Origin of the sequence: Qipengyuania sp. R86523, from assembly GCF_044596365.1 — a bacterium.
GTDB lineage: Bacteria > Pseudomonadota > Alphaproteobacteria > Sphingomonadales > Sphingomonadaceae > Qipengyuania > Qipengyuania citrea.
Genome location: NZ_CP138997.1, coordinates 1,504,093 through 1,516,642, shown reverse-complemented (window position 1 = coordinate 1,516,642; position 12,550 = coordinate 1,504,093). Strand labels below are relative to the sequence as shown.

The window sequence follows — 12,550 nt, the reverse complement described above, 5'->3', positions numbered from 1 at the left end:
CCATCGGCACCGCCCCCACTCATTTCATCGTGTCGATGCGACTAGAAGCGAAGCTTCACTGCAGCCGCGTAACGACGGCCGAGGGCGTCGTAGGTCGACGGGTAAATGTTACCCGAGTTGTACGCGGTCGAACCGATGTCCGAGCCGACGATGGTCGGCTTGTTGTCGAGCAGGTTCTGCACGGTGAAGACGAACTCGAAGTTTTCGGTCGCCAACCAACGCAGGCTCAGGTCGAAGTAGCTCTCAGCACCAATGGTGTTGAAATCAACATCCTGGCCAGCCACCGGACCAGCGCTATCCGGCAGGGTGCCGACGAAAGCGTCGCCGCTTTCTGCACGCTGGAGCGGTTCGAACTCGACACCGTCGAGGTAGCGCCACAGCAGCGAGACATCCAGCTCGTCGTAGAACGAGAAGGTTGCGCGGGTGTTGAACACGAACTCAGGCTGGATCGAGCCACAGTTCACCGAGTAGTAGCTTACGCACTCGCGGTTGACCGAAGTCGGGGTCGCCTGGAATTCGTTGCGGTTCGTCCACGTTCCGTCGGTCGAGAAGCGGAAACCGATATTGTCGGTCAGGCTCGTGCGATAGCGCATGCTGACGTCGATACCATCCGTCTTGATCGTGCCGAGGTTCGACAGGCTGAGCAGCAGCCCGGGAACTTCGTTCGGCGAACCGTCGAGACCACCGGTGGTTGCGCTACGAAGGATGAGCGAACAGAACGGATTGTCCGCGCTCGGTGCGTCGTAGCAACCGCCGACAAGGTCGTTGACCGTCGGAGTCGTGATCGCGTCTTCAACCTTGATGTTGAAGTAGTCGACCGTGAACGAGAGGTTGTACATCGGTTCGAACACTGCACCCACCGTCCAGGTGGTGGCCGTTTCAACGCCAACATCGGGGTTGCCGCCCGTGGTGATGTTGATCTGGCCAGCTGCCGGCTGGAGGATGTTGCCGATCAGGCTCTGTGCTGCCGCCTGGCTCGCACCACCAGCCACGATCTGCGAAACGCAGGCCGCAGTCAGGGCAGCATTGCCGACCGGGTTGGTCCCGGCACAGGGATCGACAGCAAGGTTCGACAGCTGCGTGACGACCGGCGTGAAGAGTTCACCGATGTTCGGTGCACGCGACGAACGCTGGTAGTTACCGCGATAGGTGATGCCATCGATGGGGGTCAGCGTACCGCCGACCTTCCAGGTGAACTCACCGCCTGCAGTCGAGTAGTCCGAATAACGGCCACCGGCTTCGAGGGTCAGATCGCGAACGAACAAATCTTCGATGACCGGGATTGCGACTTCGGCAAAGAAGTCCTTGACGTTGTACGAACCGTCGATGTCCGGAGCGGCACCGCCGCCACCGACAACTGCACCCGGGGTCTGCGAAGCTTCGTCCGACAGGCGGGTTGCGGTGTACTTGCGGTATTCGGCACCGAGCGCGAACGAGATCGGGCTAGCCGAAATGCCGAAGCCGAGATCGCCATCGATGATCGCCGCGGCCTGCGTCAGGCTGGCCTGGGTGATGACCTGCTGCGTCAGGTTGAAGACGTAGTCGATGGCTTCCTGTGAGCCGAGATCGCCGAGCGGACCGAACAGGTTGATCGGCGCACAGCCGCCAGCCGGATCGACGCACTGGACGCCACCGGCACCGTCGGGAATGGCGAGGAGCGACTGCTCAAGGCGCTGCAGACGGGCAAAACCGCCCTGGCGCTGGATGCGTTCGCTTTCACCGTATCCACCCGAAACTTCCCAGCCGATCGAATCGGTGATGTCGCCGCGGAGGCCGCCAACGAGATTGAACAGCGTGGTGGTGAAGTCCGAAGTACGCGTGCCGGCTTCCGGCGTACGACGACGGATCGAGCTGGTGACCAGGACATAATCCGGGTTCGCCGTGCCGTCAGCCAAGGTGGGACCGAACTGGCTGTTCCGGGCTGCAGTGTATTCTGCTGCGGTCAGCCCGAGGTTGTCGCCGAACAGCTGTGCAAGCGATTCAGGGATGTACGGGTTGTTCAGGTTCACCTGGTAGGTATTGAAGAACGAACCGCCCGGAGCGATGATCGTCGAAACGGTATTCTTCGAGAACGCCGCCTGCGTGAACACTTCGACAGCGTCCGACACTTCGTAGTTCGCCGAACCGTAAACGTTGAAACGTTCGAACGGCGTCAGGAAGATGTTGAACGGGTTGAAGTTGAACGGGCGATCGAAACCGCAGAAGTTCACGCCGTCGTCGCAGATCTGACCGAAGAAACCGACATCGTCGGCGTCCCCACCATCGGGGGCGACGATGACTGCGGGAATGGCGTTCGACGAGCCGCCGCCAGCACCGGTGAACGAACCGATGTTGAACAGCGAGAAGTCACGGTCGCCCTGGTAAACGGCGTCCTGGTTCTGGTAGCCGATGCTAAGGACTGCGTTACCGCGGCCATCGTCGAAGTTGGCACCCAGGGTGACGTCGGCACGGAAAACGCTGCCGTCGCCTTCTTCGGTGATCTGCTGCGAAGCGGTTGCCTCGAGGCCTTCGAAGTCGGTCTTGGTGACGAAGTTGACAACACCGCCGATTGCGTCGGCACCGTAGGTGGTGCTTGCGCCGCCGGTCAGGATTTCCGTGCGCTCGATTACTGCCAGCGGAATGTTGTTGAGGTCGACGCGGCCGGTGGTGTCGGCCGGCGTGAAGCGGCGGCCGTCAAGCAGAACGAGGTTACGCTCGGAGCCGATGCCGCGCAGGTTGACGAAGCTCGAGCCGCCGTTGCCGTTGTTGACGGCCGAACCGACGCTCGGAACCGCCGAGGGCAGTTCGCGCAGGAATTCTTCTGCAACGTTGGTCTGGGCGAGTTCGAGGTCGTCGCTGCTGACGACGCTGACCGGGCTGGCCAGTTCGAGGTTGGGGTTCGAGATACGCGAACCGGTAACGACGATTGCTTCCGAAGGCACGACGGGAGCGGCAGTTTCTTCCGCTTCCGTTGCAACCTGTGCCATCGCCGGCTGCGCGAGAAGCGCAAGACCGAGAGCGGCAGGTGCCGCGCTGGCTTTGAAGTAGGTTTGGAGTTTCACTCTGATAATCCCTCTATTGATCGACCGACCCCTGAGGTCGGATCTCCAAGGAACCCCTGGGAGGAATAGAGAAAATGCACGAACTTAACGCCCATGCAGATGCAGGATCCCTCCAGTGGAACGTCGCATGTGCCTTTAGGGACGCGGTGAATGCAAAGCTTTTGTTACATTTTGGCCGGTTTGGCGTAGCGGGTGTGACGCCGATGTCACACCCGCCGGCCCGCCCGGTTTTCATGCGTCCGGGCAGGCGGAGCAATCGCGGAAACATTCGGTCCCGCGCTGCTTGACGTTTACGTAACCCCGGCTTACCCAATTGGTCCCATTTGAAAACCTATAATGAGGATGTCGATGCCCGAAGCCTATATCGTCGAAGCCGTCCGTACCGCCGGGGGGCGCCGCGGGGGCCGTCTGGCCGGGGTGCACCCGGTCGATCTCGCCGCCACATCGCTCGATGCGGTCATGGAGCGCAGCGGTCTCGAGGCCAAGGCTGTCGATGACGTGGTGATGGGCTGCGTCAGCCAGGGCGGCGAGCAGGCCATGCAGGTCGGCCGCAATGCCGTGCTGGCGAGCAAGCATCTGGGCGAGGGCGTCCCCGCGGTCACGATCGACCGCCAGTGCGGCTCCAGCCAGCAGGCAATCCAGTTCGCCGCGCAGGCGGTGATGAGCGGCACGCAGGACGTCGTCATCGCCGCGGGTGTCGAGAGCATGAGCCGCGTGCCCATGGGCTCGACCGCGATGTTCCACATGAAGGAAGGTCTGGGCAATTATAAATCGCCCGGGCTGGAGGAGAAATATCCCGGCATCCAGTGGAGCCAGTTCATGGGCGCGGAAATGATCGCGCAGAAGCACGGCTTCTCGAAGGACGACCTCGACCGCTTTGCGCTGTCGAGCCACCAGAAGGCGATCGAGGCGACCAAGTCGGGCGCCTTCGAGGCCGAAATCGTCGGCGTGGAGATCGAAACCGCCGAAGGCGAGGAATGCCACACGGTCGATGAAGGCATTCGCTTCGACGCGACGCTGGAAGGTATCGCCGGCGTCAAGCTGCTCAGCCCCGAAGGCAAGATCACCGCGGCCAGCAGCAGCCAGATCTGCGACGGGTCGAGCGCGGTGCTGGTGGTCAGTGAGCAGGCGCTGAAGGACTACGGCCTCACCCCGCTGGCGCGGATTCACAATCTGACGGTGACCGCGGGCGATCCGGTGATCATGCTCGAAGAACCGCTGTTCGCCACCGAGCGTGCGCTCCAGCGCGCGGGCATGTCGATCAACGACATCGACCTGTACGAGGTGAACGAAGCCTTCGCCCCGGTCCCGCTGGCATGGCTCAAGCACCTCGATGCCGATCCCGCCAAGCTCAACGTCAACGGCGGCGCGATCGCGCTGGGCCATCCGCTCGGCGCGTCGGGTACCAAGCTGATGGCCACGCTGGTCCACGCGCTCAAGGCGCGCGGCAAGAAATACGGCCTGCAGACGATGTGCGAGGGCGGCGGCGTCGCCAACGTGACCATCGTCGAGGCGCTCTAATTCACTTGAAATCTGAGAGGACAATCCATGGAAGTAAGTAGCAAAACCCCCGCCGTCGTCACCGGCGGTGCATCGGGTCTCGGCGAAGCGACTGCGCGTGCGCTGGCCGCCAAGGGCGCCAAGGTCGCCATCTTCGACATGAACGAGGAAAAGGGCGAAGCCGTTGCCAAGGACATCGGCGGCATCTTCTGCAAGGTCAATGTGACCAGCGACGAGGACGTCGATGCCGGTTTCGCCAAGGCACGTGAAGCGCATGGCCAGGAACGCATCCTCGTCAATTGCGCAGGCATCGGCAATGCGATCAAGACCGCCAGCCGCGACAAGCAGAGCGGCGAAATCAAGCATTTCCCGCTGTCGGCCTTCGATTTCGTCATCCAGGTCAACCTGATCGGAACCTTCCGCTGCATCGCCAAGTCGGCCGCCGGCATGATGACGCTCGACCCGCTGACCGAGGAAGGCAATCGCGGTGCGATCGTCAACACCGCCTCGGTCGCGGCCGAGGACGGCCAGATGGGCCAAGCGGCCTACTCGGCATCGAAGGGCGGGGTCGTCGGCATGACCCTGCCGATCGCGCGCGACCTGATGAAGGAAGGCATCCGCGTGAACACCATCCTGCCGGGCATTTTCGAAACCCCGCTGATGAATGCCGCGCCGCCGCAGGTGAAGGAAGCGCTCGCAGCCAGCGTCCCGTTCCCCAAGCGTCTCGGCCTGCCGGGCGAATACGCCAAGCTTGCCATGTGCATGATCGAGACCGGCTACTTCAACGGCGAGGACGTGCGCCTCGACGGTGCCATCCGCATGGCGCCGCGGTGATCGCCAGACGGCTTTCCCATTGCAGGCGGGAGACCTAGCCTCGCCTGCATGATTATTCCAGCGCCTCCGTCCGCATGCCGAAAACGGCGCGGGCGGGGGCGCTTTGCATTTGACCCTCGGGACCGCGTTCCATGCGTTCCGTCCTGACGGGATGACCGGAGAGGAAAACCAACCCATGCCCTACAGCCAGATCAAGCTCGACATCGCCGACGGCATCGCCACCGTGACGCTGCACCGGCCCGACAAGATGAACGCCTTCACCCGCACGATGATGGCCGAATTCATCGATGCGATCGACACGACCGACGCCGATGACAGCGTGCGCGCGGTGGTGGTGACCGGACACGGCGACAGGGCGTTCTGCGCCGGGGCGGATCTCACGCCCGATGACGGGGGGCATGTCTTCTCCGATCCCAATCCGGTCGACGACCTGTCCGACGAGCGCGTGCGCGACGGGGGCGGACGGCTGACCCTGCGCCTGTTCGATTCCAAGAAACCCTTGATCGGCGCGTGCAACGGGGTGGCGGTGGGCGTCGGCGCAACGATGCAATTGCCGTTCGACATCCGGCTGGCGAGCGACACGGCGCGCTTCGGCTTCGTCTTCGCGCGGCGGGGAATCACGCCCGAAGCCGCCTCGAGCTGGTTCCTGCCGCGGCTGGTGGGCATGCAGACCGCGCTCGAATGGTGCATGACCGGGCGCATATTCGATGCGCAGGAGGCGCTCGATCGCGGCCTCGTCCGGTCGCTCCATCCGCAGGGCGAATTGCTCGATGCTGCGATGGGGATCGCGCGCGAGATTGCCGACAACACCTCGGCCGTGTCGGTGGCGATGACCCGCGCGATGCTGTGGCGGCTGGGCGCGGGCGGACATCCGATGGATGCGCACCGGATCGACAGCCGCGCGATATACCGGCTCAGCCGCAGCGAGGATGCCAAGGAAGGCATCGCCAGCTTCCTCGAGAAGCGCGCACCGGCCTATCCCGACACGGTCGGCAGCGACATGCCCGATTTCTACCCCTGGTGGGACCAGCCCGAATATCGCTGAGCCGCCGCGCCGAAAGCGAAGGTTACATCGGCAACGGCCTTGCCATGGGAGGGCCGTCCTATAAACGTAGCACCATGCCGAAACACCAGCCCGCCCAACGCCTTGCAGAGTTCCTGCCGTACCAGCTGTCGATCGCGTCGAACGCGGTTTCGACGCGGATTGCGGAACAATATCGCAAGCGCTTCGCGCTGAAGACCACCGAGTGGCGGATCATGGCCGTGCTGGGTGATCACGGCGCGCTGACGCAGCGCCAGCTTTCGCAGCAGACGCTGATGGACAAGGTGCCCGTCAACCGGGCCTGCAAGCGGCTGGAAGACCGGGGGCTGGTTCAGCGATCGCCCAATGCCAGCGACGGGCGGTCGCACCTGCTCGAACTGACCTCGGAAGGGCGCGCGGTCCACGCGGGTATCATGCCGCTGGCGCTCAAGATCGAAGGCCAGTTGTTCTCGGTCCTGAGCGAAGAGGAACGCGCCAGCCTGCTGGACATGCTCGTCCGCGTGCGCGACCAGGCCGGAGACTTCGACGCGGAAAGCCTGGCCGACTAGGCGTCGGCCAGGCTTTCGGGTCGCATCTGCCGCGGGAGCGTGCGGTCTAGCCGATCCCGCCGCTGAAAGCGTCGGCGATCGAACAGGCCGCCGGGCCGAGAATGACGATGAACAGCACCGGCAGGATGAACAGGATGAGCGGCACGGTCATGATGGCCGGAAGCCGTGCTGCCTTCTCTTCGGCGCGCATCATGCGTTCGTTGCGGAATTCTGCCGACAGGACACGCAGCGCCGATGCCAGCGGCGTACCGTAGCGCTCGGTCTGGATCATGGTCGTGACCACGCCTTTCACCGCGTCGAGATCGACACGGTAGGCGAGGTTGTTGAATGCCTTCTTGCGTTCGTTGAGAAACGACAATTCGATCGCGGTCAGCGCGAATTCGTCACCCAGTTCGGGATAGGCGCGGCCGAGTTCCTTGGCCACGCGATTGAAGGCGGCGTCGACGGTCAGGCCGGCTTCGGCGCAGATGACCAGCAGGTCGAGCGCGTCGGGCAGCCCCTTCCGGATCGCATCCGAACGCTTCTTGGCGATGTTGCTGATATAGAGTTCGGGGCCCTTGTAGCCGATGAACAGGGCGAGGGCGAGCGCTCCGACGCGCTTCATCTGCCAGTCGGGGTAGACTTCGACCAGATACAGCATGACGAAGGCGAAACCGCCCAGGAGGATCGGCAGCACGGCGCGCAGGCCGATGATGACGATGGCCAGTTCCTTGTTGCGGAAACCGGCCTGCGCCAGCTTTTGCTGAACGACTTCGACCTGGCTTTGCTGCAGCACTTTCATGCTGCCGAGCGTGTCCTTGATCCGGTCTGTGGTGTCGGTCTTGCGGACGAGGCTCTGGCGCTTCTTCGTGCCTGCCGTGACGAGCCCCATCTTGAGCTCTTCGCGGCGGCCTTCGAGCGCCTTGACGCGCTTGCTCATCGGATCCTTGATCGTCAGCGCCGTATAAATGGCGAAAACGACGGCCAAGGCGGCGATGCCTGCCATGATCGAGCCGACGATGTAAACGTCGAAACCAAGCAGTGTGGGGCCGGTTGCGGGATCCATTGCGCTTATCCTTCCCCGATCAGATTTCGAAGTTGACCATTTTGGCCATGATGAAGGCGCCGATGCTCATCCACACCAAGCCGCCGAGCCCGGTGACAATCAACCGGTCGTCTTCGAAGAACCCGCCGATGTAGGACGGATTGATCCACAGGATCATGCCGAAAACGATGAAGGGAAGCGCTCCGACGATATAGGCGGAAGCTTTGGATTCCGAGCTCATCGCCTTGATCTTGAGCTTCATCTGCGCGCGCTTGCGCAGCACGTCGGACAGGTTCGACAGCGTTTCGGCAAGATTGCCCCCCGTCTCACGCTGGATTGCCAGCGTGATGCAGAAAAAGTTGAACTCGGGAATGTCGAGCCGATCGGCGGTTTGCTGGAGTGCTTCCTCCATCGTCCGCCCGATCTTGATGCGCTCGACCACGCCCTTGAATTCCTCGCCGACCGGGCCGGGTACCTCCTGCGCCACCACGGCAAGCGTTTCGGTGACGGGAAGGCCGGAACGCAGGCCGCGCACCAGCAGTTCGATGGCATCGGGAAATTTGGCATTGAACTGGGCCGTGCGTTTCTTGATCGCACGCGAGACAATGAAATGCGGCAGGCCCGCGCCGACAAAGACACCGATGGCCAGCGCCAGACCGACAGAGCCGCTGCGCAGATACAGCAGGATGGCAGCGCCGATCCCGAGGCCGATCGAGGCGTAGGCATACTGGCTCAGCGTCCAACCCTTGCCCGTGCGATCGAGCCGGTTGGCGAGGGCCTCGACGCGTGACGTCGATCCGGCAACCCGGTGCATCTTGGGGCGCCGGGCCGCGATGGCCTTCTTGAATTGCGATTCGACCTTGGCATCGGTGCTCTGCGAATGGCGATAGCGAAGCTGTTCGAGCCGCCGCTGACTGGCCTTGCTCGCATTCGGTCCGGACAGCAGCATGTACCCGATCGCCAGTAGGGCAAAAACCCCGATGGTCAGCAGCGCGAGCTGGGTAATGTTCATGCTTGGTCTCCGTTTGCCTGCTGGCAGAACCGGGTTGGCCCCCGGGCGGCGTTATTGCGCGGGTTCTGCCACCGGGTCGGTCTTTTTCTTCGCGAGCAGCTGCTTGAAATCGAGTGCGCCGAGCAGCGATTTCTTCGCCCCCCCGCCATCGCTTTCGTCGAGGTCGCCTTCGGCCGCGCCGATAACCAGCGAGGCAAGCTGATTGATCGCGGCACTGGCTTTCGATCCGCCATTCGCGTCGACGAAGGTCTTGCCCAACTTGGCCGCATTGGTCGCCGCCTTCTGGTCGAACGGGATGGAGATATCGATCTTGCGTTCGATCGAGGCCTCGAAATCGGTCTTGCTGATCTCCGCCATGCCTGGCTGCACCTTGTTGGCAACGACGATGACCTGCGAATGCGGGGCGTTCGTTTTCAGCCAGGACAGGATCCGGATCGTGTCCCGTGCCGAGGCAAGCGACATCTCAGCCGCCAGCACGATCGCATTCACTTCATTGAGCAGATGCGGGAAATTGATCAGCATGTTGCGCGGCATGTCGAGCACGGTCATTTCGAACTGGTGCTTGAACTCTTCCTGCAGCTGCAGGAATGCGGCGCCATCGGTCATCAGCGGCTGGTTGATCGGCGCTTCGGCCGACAGGATGGCGAGGTTCTCGTTCGCACGGATCATCGCGCGTTCGATGAACAGCCCGTCGATGCGGCCGGGATTGTCGATCGCGTCGGTAAGACCGCGGCCCGGTTCCAGGTCGAGCGTCAGCGCGCCGGTGCCGAAATGCACATCAAGATCGAGCAGTGCGGTCGGCATACGCTTCTCGGCCGAGAACAGCCATGCGAGCGAAGTGACCAGCGTCGAGGCACCGACCCCGCCGCGGGTGCCGATCACGGCAGTCGAAATATGGCGTTTGACGCCTTCGTCATCGCCCGCCTTGGGGGCCATGAACACTGCCTGGGCCTGGGTCAGCGAATCTCGCAGCATGTTGGCGGACAGCGGCTTGAGCAGGTAATCGTGGATCCCGCTGGCCAGCAGGTCGCGATAGAGCCGCACGTCGTTGACCTGGCCGATCGCGATGACCACCGTGCCGGGTTCGCAGACTTCGGCCAGTGCGTTGATGTCGTTGAGCGGATCGCCGCTTTCGGACAGGTCGACCATCAGGATGTTCGGGCTTGCCGAGACCGATAGCGACTGGATCGCGTTGCGCAGACCGCCCTTGTTGCATTTCTCGGGGGGCCAGCCGAGCTCGATCACGACCGGGCGCAGCACGTCGAGGGCGTTCTCGTCGCAGATATAGGCTGCAAAGGCATCGCGGTTGCCGGGCAGGCCCGATTTGAGTGAAGCGCTCATGGCTGCTTAGCCTCCTTCTGTGCTGCTGACTTCGGCAAGATCGCCCGTGCCGGTCGGTTCCTTGTCGCGGTAGGCCTTGATGGCTTTGGTCGAGGTCGTGACGATCGTCTCGCCAGTGCCCGCCTGCCCGCTGATCAGGTCTTCGGGATTGGCAACCATGGCAGCGAGATTGCCGTTCACGGCACATCCGTATCCCGGGTAGGTCGCGTTATATTCGTTGCCCTCGGCATTGGCCGACCAATTGGGGCAGTCGGGAACGCTGGCCGTCGACCGGGTGATGACGATCCGCGCCTGTCCCGGGGCGACGTAGCCGGCAGTCACTGGCGATCCATCGCTGACCAGCAAGCCGTGCCGCTCTGCCAGTACGGCGAGGTCTTCCGAAACCGCCGGGTTGGCCGTGGGGTCGTCGAGCGAAATGCGATCGCCATACCCGAGGGCCATCGCGTCGAACCATCCTGCGATCCGCTGCTGTTCAGCCACCGGCAGGCCCTGGCCGCCGGTCTGGACATCGAGCGTGAAATTGGTGCGTTCGACGACCGGCTGGCGGGCGCTGTAAAGCGACTTGTTCTCGGTCGGGAAGCCGCCGCATGCGCCCAGCGCGAGGCCGAGCGATAGTGCGAGCGAGCCGGCGAACTTGCCTTTGATTGCCTTGGCCATTCTACTCTTCCCCTTATTCGAAGCTGAAGCCGGGCTGCGCCGAAGCGCGGCGTGCCTCGCTCTCGCGCTTGGGTTGCTGTTCGCCGTCATCGGCGGGCAGGCCCTGCGATACCGACGGCGTGTCGGGCGTACTCTCGACAGCACGAGGCTTGGGCCGCTCGGCGCCGGTGACGCCATCGCTCTGCTGGAAACCCAGCAGGCGCTGGAACTCGGACGGCTTGCGGAAGCCGTCGGTCGGCAGCTTGATATCGTTGCCGTCGACCGGCTTCACCAGGTACGGCGTCACCACGATTACCAGCTCGGTCTCTCCCTTGCGGTAGGTGGTCGAGCGGAACAGGTTGCCGAGGATCGGTATGTCACCGAGGCCGGGTGCCTTGTCGATCGTGTTGGTGGCCGAGTTCGACAGCAGCCCCGCGATCATGAAGCTTTGCCCCGACCCGAGTTCGATCGTGGTTTCGGCGCGGCGAGTGGTAAGCGCGGGGACCTCGAACCCGTTGAGCGTGATCGCCCCCTGGCTCGATAGCTCCGATACTTCGGGACGGACGCGCATCGAGATGCGGCCATTGGCGAGAACCGTCGGCGTATAGGCCAGGCTCACCCCGTAGTTCTTGTATTCGATCGTGGTCGTGCCAAGGCCCTGGGCGAGGGGAATCGGAAACTCTCCGCCCGCGAGGAATTCGGCAGTCTCGCCCGACAGGGCGGTCAGATTGGGCTGCGACAGCGTGGTGACGAGCCCCTGCGTCTCCGCAAGATCCAGCGCGGCACCGATATCGAGACCGAGGAACTTGCCGAACGCGCCCAGCGTGCTGCCGGAGGAACCCTGATTGACAATGTTGTAGAGATCGCCCTCGAGGTCGCTCCCCACCGCGACCGGTCCGCCCGGCGAAACCTGCGTGAAGGGAGAGCGGCCCTGGCCGATCCCGAACTTGAAGCCGCCGGTCGCATCCACACTGGTGAGATTGACGCCCAGCGCGCGCACCACGCTGCGGCTGACCTCGGCAATGCGAACCTGCAGGTTGACCTGCAGCGGTGTCGCCATGCGCAGGCGGCTGATGACATTGGCATCTTCACCGACATAGGCTTCGACGAGGCGCTGTGCTTCGGCGGCGTCTTCGGGCGCTGCGACCGTGCCGGTCAGCAGGATGACATTTGACCCCATGGTGGCGACCGATATCTTCGCCTGCGGCATGGCCATGGCGAGCAACTGGTCGATGCTGCCGATGTTCGAGCCCACGCGGATATTGGCGGACCAGATGATGTCGCCCGCCGCATTGCTGGCATAGATCGTGGTTTCGCCGCCGGACTTGCCCATCACGAACAGCTGGCGCTGCGACTTGATCTGCACGTCGGCGATCTCTTCGTTGGCGACGAAGACGTCGGCCATGGTGCCGGGCACATTGACCAGTTCGCCGCGGCCGATCGACAGGACGACTTCCGATGTCGGGCGCACGACCGACTGCGCCGTCGCGACGCTTGTCGGTGCAGCTGCCAGCGGCGCGATCGCCAGGCTGGCCAGCAGCAGTTTGGATGTAAGACGACGTTTCATGGCTT

Annotated in this window: 10 protein-coding genes; 4 read left to right on the top strand and 6 right to left on the bottom strand. The window is 63.3% G+C overall.

Features of this window, described 5'->3' with window-relative positions:
• Positions 1 to 41 precede the first annotated feature (41 nt).
• Positions 42 to 3,041, bottom strand: coding sequence for a TonB-dependent receptor domain-containing protein (locus tag SJY12_RS07530; protein ID WP_397504946.1), 3,000 nt, complete (start codon positions 3,039 to 3,041; stop codon positions 42 to 44).
• A 348-nt stretch (positions 3,042 to 3,389) separates the two neighbouring features.
• On the opposite strand from SJY12_RS07530, the gene SJY12_RS07525 reads away from it, so the two are divergent.
• The 4 genes from SJY12_RS07525 to SJY12_RS07510 all read left to right on the top strand — a co-directional run bounded on the left by SJY12_RS07525 (position 3,390) and on the right by SJY12_RS07510 (position 6,965).
• Positions 3,390 to 4,562 (top strand): acetyl-CoA C-acetyltransferase, encoded by a 1,173-nt coding sequence (locus SJY12_RS07525; protein ID WP_050600998.1) that lies wholly within the window; start codon positions 3,390 to 3,392, stop codon positions 4,560 to 4,562.
• A gap of 27 nt (positions 4,563 to 4,589) precedes the next feature.
• Complete coding sequence (locus SJY12_RS07520) at positions 4,590 to 5,375, top strand: SDR family NAD(P)-dependent oxidoreductase (protein WP_050600790.1); 786 nt, start codon at positions 4,590 to 4,592, stop codon at positions 5,373 to 5,375.
• Positions 5,376 to 5,550: 175 nt separating this feature from the next.
• Positions 5,551 to 6,420, top strand: a complete 870-nt coding sequence (locus SJY12_RS07515) for a crotonase/enoyl-CoA hydratase family protein (RefSeq protein WP_348347537.1) — start codon at positions 5,551 to 5,553, stop codon at positions 6,418 to 6,420.
• A 74-nt stretch (positions 6,421 to 6,494) separates the two neighbouring features.
• Positions 6,495 to 6,965 carry a MarR family winged helix-turn-helix transcriptional regulator gene (locus tag SJY12_RS07510; RefSeq protein ID WP_050600789.1) on the top strand — a complete coding sequence of 157 codons (471 nt, stop codon included), beginning with the start codon at positions 6,495 to 6,497 and terminating at the stop codon, positions 6,963 to 6,965.
• A 46-nt stretch (positions 6,966 to 7,011) separates the two neighbouring features.
• On the opposite strand, the gene SJY12_RS07505 is transcribed toward SJY12_RS07510, so the two are convergent.
• Genes SJY12_RS07505 through SJY12_RS07485 form a run of 5 tightly spaced genes read right to left on the bottom strand, consistent with a single transcriptional unit; the run spans position 7,012 to position 12,545 of the window.
• Entirely contained in the window at positions 7,012 to 8,010 is a 999-nt protein-coding gene (locus tag SJY12_RS07505) for a type II secretion system F family protein (protein ID WP_050600788.1), read from the bottom strand.
• A gap of 19 nt (positions 8,011 to 8,029) precedes the next feature.
• Positions 8,030 to 9,001: a type II secretion system F family protein gene (locus SJY12_RS07500; protein WP_050600787.1), complete on the bottom strand. Its 972-nt coding sequence runs from the start codon at positions 8,999 to 9,001 to the stop codon at positions 8,030 to 8,032.
• 51 nt (positions 9,002 to 9,052) lie between these two features.
• Positions 9,053 to 10,342 (bottom strand): pilus assembly protein CpaE, encoded by a 1,290-nt coding sequence (locus SJY12_RS07495; protein WP_050600786.1) that lies wholly within the window; start codon positions 10,340 to 10,342, stop codon positions 9,053 to 9,055.
• 6 nt (positions 10,343 to 10,348) lie between these two features.
• Positions 10,349 to 10,999, bottom strand: a complete 651-nt coding sequence (locus tag SJY12_RS07490) for a CpaD family pilus assembly protein (RefSeq protein WP_397504944.1) — start codon at positions 10,997 to 10,999, stop codon at positions 10,349 to 10,351.
• A gap of 13 nt (positions 11,000 to 11,012) precedes the next feature.
• On the bottom strand, positions 11,013 to 12,545 hold the full coding sequence (locus SJY12_RS07485) for a type II and III secretion system protein family protein (RefSeq protein ID WP_397504943.1): 1,533 nt from the start codon (positions 12,543 to 12,545) through the stop codon (positions 11,013 to 11,015).
• Positions 12,546 to 12,550 lie beyond the last annotated feature (5 nt).